The following is a 14,210-nucleotide window of genomic DNA, read 5'->3' as shown; positions in this document are numbered from 1 at the left end:
TCCCTATTTCATTTTTTACAACGTTATCTTATATTAGCGTTCTATCTTAATTTTTTTCCTTTTATGTCTCAAGAAACCAAATATACTGAAGAAAATATACGCTCGCTCGATTGGAAAGAACACATTAGAATGCGACCAGGTATGTATATTGGTAAACTAGGTGATGGATCATCACCAGATGATGGTATATACATATTGCTTAAAGAAGTCTTAGACAACTCAATTGACGAATATGTCATGGGAGCAGGTAAGACTATCGAGATTTCTATTCAAGGAAACAAAGTTATTGTGAGAGACTATGGTCGTGGTATTCCGTTAGGAAAAGTAGTGGATGTAGTTTCTAAAATGAATACAGGAGGAAAGTATGACTCTAGAGCATTTAAAAAATCGGTAGGATTAAATGGTGTAGGTACCAAAGCAGTAAACGCTTTATCAAATTATTTCAGAGTAGAATCTACTCGTGATGGCAAATCGGCCTCAGCTGAATTTGAACAAGGTAATCTTACTAATGAGGAAAAGTTAGATGATACATCTAGACGCAAGGGTACAAAAGTATCTTTCATACCAGACGATAGTATATTTAAAAATTATAAGTATCGTAATGAATATGTAGCAAAGATGCTTAAAAACTATGTGTATCTCAATCCGGGGTTAACTATAGTTTTTAACGGAGAAAGGTATTTTAGTGAAAACGGACTTAGAGATCTTTTAGCAGAAAATATATCTGAAACCGACAGACTTTATGATATAATACATCTTAAGGGGAATGATATTGAAGTCGCACTAACACATAGTAAAACGCAATACAGTGAAGAATATCACAGTTTTGTAAATGGACAAAACACTACACAAGGAGGAACGCACTTAGCTGCATTTCGAGAGGCTTTAGTAAGGACGTTGCGCGAGTTTTACGGAAAAAATTATGAAGCTTCGGATATTAGAAAATCGGTGGCTTCAGCAATTTCAATAAAAGTAATGGAGCCTGTTTTTGAAAGTCAAACCAAAACAAAACTAGGGTCTACAGATATGGGAGGTGATTTACCTACAGTAAGGACTTATATCAATGACTTTATGAAGCGCTATCTGGATAATTATTTACATAAAAATCCGGATACAGCTGAGAAAATTCAACGTAAAATTTTACAAGCTGAGCGCGAACGTAAAGAACTTTCAGGAATTAGAAAATTAGCGAAAGACAGAGCTAAAAAAGCCAGTTTACATAACAAAAAACTAAGAGATTGTCGCGTGCATTTTGGAGATACTAAGAATGAACGCAATCTTGAAACTACATTGTTTATTACAGAGGGAGATTCTGCTTCTGGTAGTATAACAAAATCAAGAGATGTTAATACGCAAGCCGTATTTAGCCTAAAAGGAAAGCCGCTTAATTGTTATGGTTTAAGTAAAAAGATTGTGTATGAAAACGAGGAGTTTAATCTCTTACAGGCAGCATTAAACATTGAAGAATCCTTAGAGGATTTAAGATACAACTACATTGTTATTGCAACTGATGCCGATGTTGATGGTATGCACATTAGATTGTTATTGATTACGTTTTTTCTGCAGTTTTTCCCAGAAGTCATAAAAGAAGGACATTTGTATATTCTACAAACGCCTTTGTTTAGAGTGCGTAATAAAAAAGAAACGATTTACTGTTATTCTGAGGAAGAACGAAGAAACGCGATTAATAAATTAAAACCAAAACCAGAAATCACACGATTTAAAGGACTTGGTGAAATTTCGCCAGATGAGTTTGTGCATTTTATTGGAGATGATATTCGCTTAGATCCTGTAATGCTAGATAAAGACATGTCTATTGAAGAGTTGTTATCTTTTTATATGGGTAAAAACACACCATCACGTCAAGAGTTTATAATTAATAATTTGAAAGTTGAATTAGATTTGGTTGAGGAGAAGTAGAATGAAGATAAGAATTCAAATTGTATGTAAGCTACTTGTTTTAGCTTTTTCACTAACGGCGTGCGCTCAAAATGCTAGTTTAAAAAATGGGTACGCCAAAAGTAAAAACTACTACGAAGAGATTCCGTTTGAGTTTGATAAAAATAAGATTATAATCCCAGTTGAGATTGAAGGCAAAACGTATCGATTTTTATTAGATACAGGTGCGCCAAATATTATATCGGCTGAAGTCTTGCAAGCTGTCAAGCCTAAGATAATAGCTACTATTCCAACCAACGATGCCAATAGAAAAAAACAAAACCTCGATGTTGTTTCATTAAAGAGTTTAAAACTTGGTGCTGTAGAGTTTGAAAATGCTACAGCCTTGGTTTATGACCTTAATGGGAGTGATATTTTTAAATGCTTCGGTATTGACGGTTTTATTGGAAGTAATTTACTTAGGCAATCAATACTTCAAATTGATGCCAAAAATAGAGTTTTAAAACTAACGGATAGACCTAGGCGATTACAATTGGATAAGAAACTTTCCGAAAAGATTAAATTAGTAGGAAATCAAAGCAGCCCTTATGTGTGGATTAAACTTAAGGGAAAAGAGAGCGGTAAGGAACTTGTGCTAATCGATACAGGAATGGGAAGTTTGTATGATGTCTCTCGAGAAAATTTCGACATTTTTAAATCTAAAACTATTTTTAATGCCATTGGTCAAAGTGATGGCGCATCATCTATTAGTTTGTTTGGGGAGGTTCCTGTGAATAATCAAATAAGAGTGCATTTGCCAACACTGGTAATAAATGATTTTGAAATTAAAAATTATATCACCCATACAACCAAAGATGATAATTCTAAGATTGGAGCAGAGCTCTTAAATTATGGTGTAATGACCATAGACTTTAAGAACAAACGCTTTTATTTTAATCCGTATTCTGAAACTTTAGATGTCAGCAAGCCAATGCTTGGTTTTACTAGAACCTTTAAAAATAGTAAGATTGTTATTGGTTATGTTTGGGATGAAGACCTGAAAACGAAATTGAAGTATGGTGATGAGGTTTTAGCTATAAATGACGAAGTGCTTACCGAAAGTAAGATTTGTGAGTACGTTACAAAGTCATCAACGTCAGAATCATTAAACCAAATAAAGCTAAAAATCAAAAATAAGGAAGGGAATATTGTAGATGTTCTTATTACCAAAAAAGAACTTGATAAAATTTTAAATGATTTTAATATTCGATTGAATTAGAATATGCGAACAAACAATTCAAAAGTTAAAAATACAATTATATCAGTATATTTTATATTGATGGTTTTGGCTATTGTTTTTGCTACTGTCTTTAAGGTTTTTACTGATCTTACAAGAAACCCTACACTTACGTTTTTACTTATTGCTTTTGGTTTTGCATTGCTTTTTATTTTGGTTCATTTTATTTCTAAATACTTTGAATATGATAGTGATGGCCTTAAGGTTGTGGTCATTAATAGAGGTTTGCTCATTTCAGAAAAGTATAATTATAGAGAGTATAAATTAGAATTCGAAAAAGATCAACTTTATGGTTTTAAGTTTAACAACTATATTGTATATAAAACACTAACATTTTATCTTAAAGATCATCGCGATAGAAAAACTAGTGAGGTGTTTAATGTTACTTTAGTGTCTCGAAAAAAAAGACGTTATATTAAACAATCTTTGAGCAAGATGATTAAAATGAATAAAAACAAGACAGATTAATGAGCGAAGATAACACCGATATCATTGACAATCAAGACGAGCCTCAAGAAAGTATAACGAGGGTTACAGGCATGTATAAAGACTGGTTTCTTGATTATGCGTCGTACGTAATTTTAGAAAGAGCAGTGCCAGCTATAGAAGATGGTTTTAAGCCTGTTCAACGTCGTATTATGCATTCTATGAAAGATTTAGATGACGGCAGATATAATAAAGTAGCCAATATTGTTGGGCATACCATGCAATATCATCCACATGGAGATGCAAGTATAGCAGATGCAATGGTGCAAATTGGCCAAAAAGATTTGTTGATTGACACTCAAGGAAACTGGGGAAATATTCTCACAGGTGATAGTGCAGCCGCCTCACGTTACATAGAAGCTCGTATTTCTAAATTTGGTTTGGATGTTGTGTATAACCCAAAAATAACACAATGGCAAGCCAGTTACGATGGTCGTCGTAAAGAGCCTATTAATCTTCCTGTAATGTTTCCATTGTTGTTGGCTCAAGGAGGAGAAGGAATTGCGGTTGGTTTATCTACCAAAATCTTACCTCATAATTTTATCGAATTAATCAACGCTTCTGTAAAGCATTTACAAGGAAAACGATTTACCATTGTACCAGATTTTCCAACTGCTGGTATTGCTGATGTGTCAAATTATAATGACGGACTTCGAGGAGGAAAAGTAAGAGTAAGAGCGAAAATTTCGCAATTAGATAAAAATACCCTCGTAATTACTGAAATCCCTTTTGCAACTAATACATCGTCTTTAATTGATTCTATTTTAAAAGCGAATGATAAAGGGAAGATTAAAATTAAAAAGATTGAGGATAATACTGCTGCAGACGTCGAAATTTTGGTGCACCTTCCAAGTGGCATCTCACCAGATAAAACTATCGATGCACTCTATGCATTTACAAACTGTGAAACATCAATATCTCCATTAGGTTGCGTTATTGAAGATAATAAGCCGCTGTTTATTGGCGTGTCTGAAATGTTAAGACGCTCTACTGATAATACGGTTCAGCTTTTGAAAAGTGAATTAGAAATTAAACTTGGAGAATTTGAAGAACAGTGGCATTTCGCGTCTTTAGAACGTATTTTTATTGAAAAGAGAATCTATAGAGATATTGAAGAAGAAGAGACTTGGGAAGGTGTTATTCAAGCCATTGACAAAGGTTTGAAACCTCATGTTAAACATTTGAAACGAGCAATAACTGTTGAAGATATTACGCGTTTGACAGAAATTAGAATTAAGCGTATTTCAAAATTTGATATTGATAAGGCACAACAAAAAATTGATGCTCTTGAAGATCAAATTGCTGAGGTGAAACATCACTTAGCAAATCTAATTGATTACGCTATTGCTTATTTCCAGCGTTTGAAAAAAGAATATGGAGAAGGTAGAGAGCGTAAAACAGAAATAAGAACGTTTGAAGATGTTGACGCGACAAAGGTGGTTATTAGAAACACAAAATTATATGTAAATAGAGCTGAAGGGTTTATTGGAACCTCGCTTCGTAGAGACGAATATGTTTGCGATTGTAGTGATATTGACGATATTATTGTGTTTACCCAAGATGGAAAAATGATGGTGACTAAGGTTGGTAGTAAAACCTTCGTAGGAAAGGATATTATCCATGTTGCAGTCTTTAAAAAGAAAGACAAACGTACAATTTACAATATGATTTATCGCGACGGAAGTAAAGGCTCTACTTATGTAAAGCGTTTTGCCGTTACATCGATGACAAGAGATAAAGAATACGATTTAACCAACGGATCTAAAAGTTCGAAACTGTGGTATTTCTCGGCTAACCCAAATGGAGAGGCAGAGGTCATTACAGTTCACTTGAGGCAAGTTGGTAGTATTAAAAAGTTGAAATGGGACTTAGATTTTGCAGATGTTCTTATCAAAGGGAGAGCTTCAAAAGGAAATTTAGTGACTAAATATTCTGTAAAGAAAATTGAACTTAAAGAAAAAGGAGTGTCAACTCTAAAGCCTCGTAAAATCTGGTTTGATGATACCGTTCAGCGACTTAACGTTGATGATCGTGGAGAATTAATTGGAGAATTTAGAGGAGAAGACAGGTTACTTATTATTACGCAATCTGGAAATGTAAAAACCATTCTCCCAGAATTAAGTACACATTTTGATGATGACATGATTGTGTTAGAAAAATGGGTTCCTAAAAAACCAATTTCTGTGGTGTATTATAATGGCGAAAAAGACATGTATTATGTGAAACGTTTTTTAATTGAGAATGAGGGTAGAGAAGAGTCTTTTATTTCGGAACATCCAGATTCTCAGTTGGAAATTGTGTCCACAGATTGGAAGCCAATGGCCGAAATAGAATTTAAGAAAGAACGAGGCAAAGACCGAAAAGATAATGAGGTTGTTAATCTAGAAGAGTTTATCGCAATAAAAGGGATTAATGCGCTTGGCAACCAGTTAACCAAAGAAAAAATCAACCAAGTTAATTTGTTAGATCCTTTGCCGTATGAGGCTCCTGAAGAAAAACCAGCAGAAGAAATAGAGGTTGTGAGTGAAACTGTTGAGCCTTCTGATGCCAATAGTGTTTCCGAAGCGAAAAACGAAGATAACCCTCAAGCTGATAACGGCTCTGAAAAAGGAGGAGAAGATGATGATCAGGGACAAATCACATTGTTTTAAGAGCGTGATTATGATTTCCGTTTTTTCTTAGCGCTCTTGTTAATTCTATAATTTAAGAATTCAACAAATAGTGAGAAGGCAATAGCAAAATATAAATAACCTTTTGGTATTGCGCCAACCTTGTTTCCAAAGAAAGATGTATGAGATAAGTGGGCTGCCTCTGTAATAAGCATAAAACCAATTAAAATTAAAAAGGCAAGACCTAGCATTTGAATACTTGGGTTGGTGTCTATAAAACGACGAATTGGGTTGGCAAATATGATCATGATCGCAATAGAAATCATTACCGCAATAATCATTAATACTAAAGTGTAATTATGGTTTGGGTGTAAGCCATTAGTCATTCCAACAGCTGTAAGAATAGAATCTATTGAAAAAATAAAATCAATAATCAATATCTGCACTAAAGCATTCGAGAGTGTAGTTATTTTTTTTCCTTTTATTTGGTCTTCATCATGCTCTGGAAAGTTTACTTTTTCCCTTATCTCGGATGTGCTCTTATAGATTAAAAACAAACCGCCTACGAACAAAATTAGTGCTTGCCAACTTATATGGAGCTCAATCCAACTGGTTTCAAAATGATAAAAAGGTTTTGAAAGTCCAACGAGAAAAGACACGAAAAACAACAAAATAACGCGCTGCACCAAAGCAAGTATAAGTCCGATATTTGTGGCTTTACTTCTTTCATTTTCAGGGAGTTTATTTGCAGCTATAGAAATAAAAACAATATTATCTATACCTAAAATAATCTCTAAAAACGTCAACGTTAGCAATGCCATAATAGCGTCACCTGTCAATAAGAACTCTAACATATTACTTTATTTTTTTAGCAGTACCCTTTTCAACACGTTGCTTTTTGTAATCTTCTTTTACTGCCAATTTATATTCAAATGTATAAGAATCTTCCGTAGTACTTAATATCTTAAAATGTATGGCTTTTTGTTCATCTCGACTTTTTGGATGCAGTTCTTTTTGAATAAACTCACAGTCGTTAATCCAGCGTATAGATGCCGAATCTACTTTATTATCGAAGTAATCAATATTATACTCGGGAGTTCTCACAAAAGTGCCAGTTTTTTCAACGCCATCTACCATAAAAGTAAATTCAAAAGTGCCAGTTTTAAAATCGGCACAATTGCGTTCTACTTCATAGCAGTTTATGAAAAGCAAAGGAAGTAATAAGAGAAAACGGTAGCGCATAGAATTTGTTTTATACAAAATTACAAAACCGAACGCGATTTCCTTGAAATCTGAACATATTCATTAGTAAAAATAGACCTACAAGGATTGACGAGCTAAGACTGTTCAAAATTTTTAAATGTACCATCCTTGTAAAAAATAACGATACGGTCAATGTCTTTGTCATGAGAAGGAGAAGGAGAAGGTGTTGTGTGATTTGCGATCGACTTTTGTTTTGTTTCCGAAACTTGAGGTGTATGAGCTTCTTTTTGTTTTGAAGGAAAATGTCCTTTGCCATTCATTAGCCAATATAATTCTACTTCAGGGAAGGAGGAGAGTACTTTTAAAACGAAGTCCAAACTGGGTTTATTTCTACCCGATAATATATGAGATATACTAGAACGTTGCACACCAATTTTTTCAGCAAAAGACGAGGCTGATTCTCCGTAAAAATTGATGACTTTTTGTAGTCTTTTTGTAAATTCTTCGTTGTTTATCATTGACAACACTGCGGTTTAACATTGTAACGTTACAAAGGTAAACAAATTGCATTCTTAATGCTAAAATAAGTTGACATATATTATTATTATTAAAATTAACAGTTTAAATAGCGGTGTATAATTGTCTAGTTTTAAAATATTTGAATGTTTAATGTGATTTGTTTTGAGAATTTTGCAACTACTAATTTGCAAGCTGTGTGAATTTGTATACAAATTGATAAACTCAAGAGGTCATGTGTGCAATTGTAATGTTTACAATTGTAAATTATCAAATGTTTACCTTTGTCTCTATTAATTATAAAGCATGCAATTAGAAACGCTTATTTCATTATTTAAAACTCATAAAGAACAGACTCTTTTTGGGCGGTATATTCATCATGAAATGATAGTGTCTTTGTTGAAGAAATTTGAAGAAAATTTTGTCATCCATAATGTTGGCCAATCGGTAAATGATATTCCTATATATTCAATTCGATTAGGAGTTGGTCCAAAGAAAATTTTGATGTGGTCACAAATGCATGGCAATGAAAGTACCACAACAAAGGCTGTTTTCGATGTACTAAATGTGTTTTCTGATGAAAATGGGTTATTAGATGCGGTTTTAGAGGAGTGTTCGATTGTTATTATCCCAATTTTGAATCCAGATGGAGCAAAGGCTTATACTAGGTTTAATGCCAATGCTGTTGATTTAAACAGGGACGCTCAAAATCTTTCCCAACCAGAAAGTGTTATACTTCGTAGTGTATTTGAGGATTTTCAACCTGATTTTTGTTTTAACCTTCATGGTCAACGCACGATATTTAGCGCAGGAAGAAAACCTAAGTCTGCAACGGTGTCCTTCCTTGCTCCAGCACAAGACGAAGACCGATCCGTAACAACCACGCGAAAAATTGCAATGGATGTGATTGTAGAAATGAATGAAAACCTTCAGGCCCAAATAAAGGACCAGGTTGGGATCTATGATGACGGATTTAATATTAACTGCGTAGGCGATACGTTTCAGGCGTCTAACGTTCCAACGATTTTGTTTGAAGCAGGGCATTTTGCTAATGACTATGATAGAGAACAGACACGAGAATTTATCTTTCAGTCACTATTAGTGTCGTTAGAATATATTGCTACAACAGACATTAAAGGGGATCATTATAAATCGTATGTTGAAATCCCTAGAAATGAAAAAACGTTTTATGATATTGTAATAAGGGATACGAGTGGTTTGGATATTGCAATTCAGTTTCAAGAAAAACTAATTGATGGAGAGATAAAGTTTGTTCCTAAAATTGAAAAAATATGCGATTTAAGCGATTTTCATGGACATAAAGAGTTGTATGCCAATGGACATCAGGTGTTTGGAGAGAATAATACTACAATTGAGGTGGGTAGCGAAATCGATTTCGTAAGGATTGGTAATGAAAAATTCTTACTAAAACTGTAAAAAAGTCGATTTTTGATGCAATATCTTTAAAGAAATTGCATTATTTTTGTATTATATTTACTAAAAAGAATGAAAATGGCAAAATTCAAATTAGATGAAATCGATCATCAAATTTTAGATATGTTAATCGATAATACAAGGATTCCTTTTACAGATATTGCTAAAAAGTTGGTGATTTCGGCAGGAACAGTGCATGTTAGAGTTAAGAAAATGGAAGAGGCAGGAATAATTAGAGGGTCATCATTAACGTTAGACTATCAAAAATTAGGATACTCATTTATTGCTTATGTTGGAGTGTTCTTAAATAACACGTCTCAAACAAAATTTGTTCTAGAACGTATTGCTGAAATACCTTATGTTACAGTGGCTCACATAACAACAGGTAAGTTTAATATCTTTTGTAAGGTAAGGGCTAAGAACACGTCTCATGCTAAAGATATTATCTTTATGCTAGACGATATAGAAGGGATTTATAGAACAGAAACTATGATTTCTTTAGAGGAGAGCATTAATGATAAAAAGCGATTAATGCACACTATTTTTAATGAACTATAACTATTTTAACATTTATAAATTAACCCTTTGTCATGAATTTGATGAAGGGTTTTTTGTTGCTTATAATTTGTAAACAAGAACTACTATGACAAAAGACGATTTATTAAAAAATGAGTATAACCCTTATTATGATAGGTATATTGAAAAATCAGGCTCCTTAACATTGAAGGTAGGCTTAAAAGAAAATGGCGATGCGACTATTGCTTTTTTAGAGTCTATTCCTGAAGATAAACTAGAGTATAGATATGAGGAAGGTAAATGGACCATTAAAGAAATTATCCAGCATTTAATTGATACAGAACGTGTGTTTACTTATAGAGCTCTGTGTATAGCAAGGCAAGACAAAACCTTGTTTCCGGGTTATGATCAGGATGAATATGCTGCTAATTGTGAGGCTAATAAGCGTTCAATGATTAGTTTGATGAATGAGTATAAGGCTGTTCGTTTAGCCACTATAATTTTGTTTGACAGCTTTTCTGAAGATATGTTAACCAGAATAGGAACAGCGAGTAATAGCAATTTATCTCCAAGAGCAGTTGCGTTTATTACTATTGGACATGAGAATCATCATTGTGGTATTATAAAAGAGCGATATCTTTAAAAAAAAAAAACCACTTCAATTGAAGTGGCTTTTGTGAATGTATACTATTTGTTTTAGAACCTGTACCTAATGCTTAAGGCGATATCAAAATCTAAATCGTCTCTAAAATCACCAAAGCCAAATTCAGGCCTTGCGTCTAAAGAAAGCTGTAAAGGAATGTCAAAATTATACTCAATTCCTACGTCGCCCGCAATAAACAAAAATGTTTCACTGTCATCTGCGCCATTCGGAACATTGTCAAAGTTATAAGATCCAACACCTCCACCAGCACCAGCGTACCAATTAAATCCATCGTCTATATTCCATACCCATTGGTATAAACCAGTAAGTTTAAAGCCATCGTAATTATTTCCGCTTCGTAATCCTAAATCAAGTTCTAAACGGTTATTATCACCAAGCGCTTTTTGGTAAGAGATTTCTGCTCCAAAACCATCACTGTCTCCCAAACGTAGACCAATAGCATGATCTGAAATATCTTGAGCGTTAACGGCAGTTAAACCCATAAAAGCCAATGCTACTAAAAATAATTTTTTCATAAAATTTAAGTTTTTGTTGTTAATAATTAAATACGAATATGAATAAGACCCATTAAGGGGTCGAATGTCACAGTTTCGGTTTAACTTTACAAAAATAACGCCAAAAAAAAGGTTTTATTAAATTTATTTTTAGTTTTATAAACAGAGTTATTCATATATGATAAGTACATCACAATTGCAAAATTTGTCCTCACAGTTAGAAGGTGAGTTGTATTTTGATAACTTAATGAAGGCTATATACGCCACAGATGCTTCCGTATACAGAATGTTGCCTCTCGCTGTAGCGGTTCCTAAAACGAAGAATGATATAATGCGTCTTGTGAAATTTGCCAAAACGTATAAAACAGCTTTAATACCAAGAGCAGCTGGAACATCATTGGCTGGGCAATGCGTTGGAACTGGTATTGTGGTTGATATCTCAAAGTACTTTAATAAGATAATTAATATTGATGAAAAGCAGCGAACTGTGACTGTTCAGCCTGGAGTTGTAAGAGATGAACTGAATGCTTACTTGAAGCCTTTCGGGCTGTTTTTTGGTCCTAATACTTCAACATCAAATCGTTGTATGATAGGAGGGATGGTTGGTAATAACTCGTCTGGGACTACTTCTATTAAATACGGAGTTACACGTGATAAGGTTTTAAAGTTAGACGTCGTTTTGAGTGATGGAAGTGAAGTTGTTTTTTCTCACCTGTCTAAGCAAGAGTTTGATGAGAAACTTAAATATGACACACTCGAAGGTGATATCTATAGAACATTAAAAACGGCATTAGAATCAGATCGTGTAAAAAAGCAGATAAAAGATAATTTCCCTAAGCCTGAAATTCATAGAAGAAATACAGGATATGCTATTGATAAATTAATTGAAAGTGAGGTGTTTGAAACTTCTGAGAAAGCTATTAATGTTTGTGATCTCTTGACAGGAAGCGAGGGTACCTTGGCATTTACAACAGAAATTACGTTACAGTTAGACGAACTTCCTCCTGCCGAAAATATTATGGTTGCTGCGCATTTTAGGTCTATTGAGCATTGTTTAGATGCTGTTGAGTTGGTGATGAATTATGATCTGTACACTTGTGAAATGTTAGATAAGACTATTTTAGATCTTACTAGACATAATAAAAAGCAACAGGCTAATCGCGAGTTTATTGATGGTGATCCTGAGGCTATTTTAATGTGTGAGTTAAAATCTGATGATAAGTCAGAATTAACAAAAAAAGCGGGATTATTAATTGATGATCTTAAATTGTCAGGGTTGGCCTATGCAAATGTATTACTTGAAGGAGGAAGAATTGATCAAGCAAATGAACTGAGAAAGGCAGGCTTGGGTTTGTTAGGGAATATGATTGGTGATGAAAAAACAGCTGCCTGCATTGAAGATACTGCAGTGGCTTTGGAAGATTTATCAGAATATATCAAATCATTTTCTCAACTAATGGAGACTCATAACCAGAAACCTGTCTATTATGCGCATGCTGGAGCAGGAGAGTTGCATTTGCGTCCTATTCTTAATCTAAAGAAAAAGTCTGATGTTAAGTTGTTCAGAGAAATTACCACAGATGTTGCTCATTTGGTAAAGCGATTTCAGGGCTCTATGAGTGGTGAGCATGGCGATGGTATTGTGCGAGCAGAGTTTATTCCTTTAATGATCGGGGATGAAAACTACGCTATCTTAAAACAAATAAAATCAGTTTTTGATCCAGAAAATATTTTTAATCCAGGTAAAATTGTAGAGGCTTTTCCTATGGACAAGTCGCTTCGTTATGTGCCTGATAGGGAAGAGCCTGAAATTGAAACGGTTTTAGATTTTTCTGACACGCTTGGTATATTGAGAGAGGCTGAAAAGTGTAATGGTTCTGGGGATTGTAGGAAGTTACCAGAATTTGGAGGAACAATGTGCCCGAGTTATCGTGCTACCAGAAATGAAAAGGATACTACCAGAGCAAGGGCTAATGCACTTCGTGAATTTTTGACACATTCCGAAAAAGAAAACAGATTTGATCATAAAGAGTTAAAGGAGGTTTTTGATTTGTGTTTGAGTTGTAAGGCATGTGCAAGTGAATGCCCGAGCAGTGTAGATGTGGCAAGATTAAAAGCTGAATTTCAATATCAATATCAAAAGGCAAACGGGATACATTGGCGTACAAAGTTGTTTGCTTATAATAATACTATAAATCGCTATGGAAGTCGACTTCCAAGATTATCAAATGCGATGTTTTCCAATGGGTTAACAGCTTCAGTTTTAAAGAAAATCTTCGGAATCGCTAACGCTAGAACATTTCCTAGAATATCAAGTAAAAGTTTATATAAAACATTTGAAACTATTAAAAATAAAGGAAATAGAAATGAAGAATTAAAAGATGTTTATCTATTTAATGATGAATTCACAAATTACTTAGACACATCTATTGGCATCGATGCAATAGAACTACTTACAGCGTTAAATTATAATATTATCCTTATAAAACATCCAGAATCTGGGCGTGCTTTTTTGTCGAAAGGACTGTTAGACAAAGCGAAAGCATATGCGAATAGAAATGTAGAGCTTTTTAAAGATTTAATTTCAAAGGATGCACCACTTATTGGTATTGAACCATCTGCAATTTTAACTTTCAAAGATGAATATCTTCGGTTGGCAGATGATAAAGTTTCGGCTAATAAGATCGCTGAACATACGTATTTAGTTGAAGAGTTTATACATCAAGAAATTGAATGTGGTCATATTACATCAGATCAGTTTACTTTGGAAGCAAAGCGCATAAAGTTTCACGGACATTGCCATCAAAAGGCATTATCAAATCAACTGTCAAGTTTTGCAATTTTGAATTTACCTAAAAATTATGAAGTGACAATCATTCCTAGTGGTTGTTGTGGGATGGCTGGAAGTTTTGGTTATGAAAAAGAACACTATAAAGTGAGTATGCAAATTGGAGAACAGACACTTTTTCCTGCAATTAGACGTGCAAACGATACTGTTATGATTTCAGCAAACGGAACAAGTTGTAGACATCAAATCAAAGATGGAACAGAACGAGAAGCATTACATCCTATAACTATTTTAAGACAGGCTTTAATCTCAAATTAGGTTATTA

Annotated in this window: 12 protein-coding genes; 8 read left to right on the top strand and 4 right to left on the bottom strand. The window is 33.9% G+C overall.

The genetic code is table 11. From position 1 onward, the window contains the following. Positions 1 to 63: 63 nt before the first annotated feature. Genes Q0787_RS08340 through Q0787_RS08325 form a run of 4 tightly spaced genes read left to right on the top strand, consistent with a single transcriptional unit; the run spans position 64 to position 6,312 of the window. Positions 64 to 1,920, top strand: a complete 1,857-nt coding sequence (locus Q0787_RS08340) for a DNA topoisomerase IV subunit B (RefSeq protein WP_298901965.1) — start codon at positions 64 to 66, stop codon at positions 1,918 to 1,920. 1 nt (position 1,921) lies between these two features. Continuing rightward, positions 1,922 to 3,157, top strand: coding sequence for a retropepsin-like aspartic protease (locus Q0787_RS08335; protein ID WP_298901964.1), 1,236 nt, complete (start codon positions 1,922 to 1,924; stop codon positions 3,155 to 3,157). A gap of 3 nt (positions 3,158 to 3,160) precedes the next feature. Beyond that, entirely contained in the window at positions 3,161 to 3,643 is a 483-nt protein-coding gene (locus Q0787_RS08330; protein WP_298901963.1) for a hypothetical protein, read from the top strand. Further along, entirely contained in the window at positions 3,643 to 6,312 is a 2,670-nt protein-coding gene (locus tag Q0787_RS08325) for a DNA gyrase/topoisomerase IV subunit A (RefSeq protein WP_298901961.1), read from the top strand. The genes Q0787_RS08330 and Q0787_RS08325 overlap by 1 nt, the downstream gene beginning before the upstream one ends. Positions 6,313 to 6,320: 8 nt before the next feature. Here Q0787_RS08325 and Q0787_RS08320 read toward each other — a convergent pair whose 3' ends face one another. The 3 genes from Q0787_RS08320 to Q0787_RS08310 form a co-directional block, all read right to left on the bottom strand. Further along, positions 6,321 to 7,124, bottom strand: a complete 804-nt coding sequence (locus Q0787_RS08320; protein WP_298901960.1) for a TerC family protein — start codon at positions 7,122 to 7,124, stop codon at positions 6,321 to 6,323. A 1-nt stretch (position 7,125) separates the two neighbouring features. Next, complete coding sequence (locus tag Q0787_RS08315) at positions 7,126 to 7,512, bottom strand: hypothetical protein (RefSeq protein ID WP_298901959.1); 387 nt, start codon at positions 7,510 to 7,512, stop codon at positions 7,126 to 7,128. 95 nt (positions 7,513 to 7,607) lie between these two features. Beyond that, complete coding sequence (locus tag Q0787_RS08310) at positions 7,608 to 7,991, bottom strand: helix-turn-helix transcriptional regulator (RefSeq protein WP_298901958.1); 384 nt, start codon at positions 7,989 to 7,991, stop codon at positions 7,608 to 7,610. A gap of 304 nt (positions 7,992 to 8,295) precedes the next feature. Between Q0787_RS08310 and Q0787_RS08305 the strand changes: the two genes are divergently transcribed. The 3 genes from Q0787_RS08305 to Q0787_RS08295 all read left to right on the top strand — a co-directional run bounded on the left by Q0787_RS08305 (position 8,296) and on the right by Q0787_RS08295 (position 10,582). After that, positions 8,296 to 9,426 (top strand): M14 family zinc carboxypeptidase, encoded by a 1,131-nt coding sequence (locus tag Q0787_RS08305; RefSeq protein ID WP_298901957.1) that lies wholly within the window; start codon positions 8,296 to 8,298, stop codon positions 9,424 to 9,426. 75 nt (positions 9,427 to 9,501) lie between these two features. After that, positions 9,502 to 9,981, top strand: coding sequence for a winged helix-turn-helix transcriptional regulator (locus Q0787_RS08300; protein ID WP_298901956.1), 480 nt, complete (start codon positions 9,502 to 9,504; stop codon positions 9,979 to 9,981). An 85-nt stretch (positions 9,982 to 10,066) separates the two neighbouring features. Beyond that, positions 10,067 to 10,582: a DinB family protein gene (locus Q0787_RS08295; protein ID WP_298901955.1), complete on the top strand. Its 516-nt coding sequence runs from the start codon at positions 10,067 to 10,069 to the stop codon at positions 10,580 to 10,582. 53 nt (positions 10,583 to 10,635) lie between these two features. On the opposite strand, the gene Q0787_RS08290 is transcribed toward Q0787_RS08295, so the two are convergent. Next, the gene (locus Q0787_RS08290; protein WP_298901954.1) at positions 10,636 to 11,118 is read right to left on the bottom strand and encodes a hypothetical protein; all 483 of its coding nucleotides are present in this window, start codon (positions 11,116 to 11,118) and stop codon (positions 10,636 to 10,638) included. Between the two features lie 157 nt (positions 11,119 to 11,275). Here Q0787_RS08290 and Q0787_RS08285 point away from each other — a divergent pair, with 157 nt between their 5' ends. Next, the gene (locus Q0787_RS08285; protein WP_298901953.1) at positions 11,276 to 14,203 is read left to right on the top strand and encodes an FAD-binding and (Fe-S)-binding domain-containing protein; all 2,928 of its coding nucleotides are present in this window, start codon (positions 11,276 to 11,278) and stop codon (positions 14,201 to 14,203) included. The last annotated feature ends 7 nt before the right edge of the window (positions 14,204 to 14,210 follow it).

It is taken from the genome of uncultured Psychroserpens sp. (assembly GCF_947492715.1).
Taxonomy (GTDB): Bacteria; Bacteroidota; Bacteroidia; order Flavobacteriales; family Flavobacteriaceae; genus Psychroserpens.
Note: the sequence above shows the minus strand (reverse complement) of the source record. Positions and strands in the feature narration are given on the sequence as shown.

Excerpts from the sequence above, each read along its gene's own strand:
- Q0787_RS08340 (WP_298901965.1), top strand. The coding sequence starts at position 64 with ATGTCTCAAGAAACCAAATATACTGAAGAAAATATACGCTCGCTCGAT.
- Q0787_RS08335 (WP_298901964.1), top strand. The coding sequence starts at position 1,922 with ATGAAGATAAGAATTCAAATTGTATGTAAGCTACTTGTTTTAGCTTTT.
- Q0787_RS08330 (WP_298901963.1), top strand. The coding sequence starts at position 3,161 with ATGCGAACAAACAATTCAAAAGTTAAAAATACAATTATATCAGTATAT.
- Q0787_RS08325 (WP_298901961.1), top strand. The coding sequence starts at position 3,643 with ATGAGCGAAGATAACACCGATATCATTGACAATCAAGACGAGCCTCAA.
- Q0787_RS08320 (WP_298901960.1), bottom strand. The coding sequence starts at position 7,124 with ATGTTAGAGTTCTTATTGACAGGTGACGCTATTATGGCATTGCTAACG.
- Q0787_RS08315 (WP_298901959.1), bottom strand. The coding sequence starts at position 7,512 with ATGCGCTACCGTTTTCTCTTATTACTTCCTTTGCTTTTCATAAACTGC.
- Q0787_RS08310 (WP_298901958.1), bottom strand. The coding sequence starts at position 7,991 with ATGATAAACAACGAAGAATTTACAAAAAGACTACAAAAAGTCATCAAT.
- Q0787_RS08305 (WP_298901957.1), top strand. The coding sequence starts at position 8,296 with ATGCAATTAGAAACGCTTATTTCATTATTTAAAACTCATAAAGAACAG.
- Q0787_RS08300 (WP_298901956.1), top strand. The coding sequence starts at position 9,502 with ATGGCAAAATTCAAATTAGATGAAATCGATCATCAAATTTTAGATATG.
- Q0787_RS08295 (WP_298901955.1), top strand. The coding sequence starts at position 10,067 with ATGACAAAAGACGATTTATTAAAAAATGAGTATAACCCTTATTATGAT.
- Q0787_RS08290 (WP_298901954.1), bottom strand. The coding sequence starts at position 11,118 with ATGAAAAAATTATTTTTAGTAGCATTGGCTTTTATGGGTTTAACTGCC.
- Q0787_RS08285 (WP_298901953.1), top strand. The coding sequence starts at position 11,276 with ATGATAAGTACATCACAATTGCAAAATTTGTCCTCACAGTTAGAAGGT.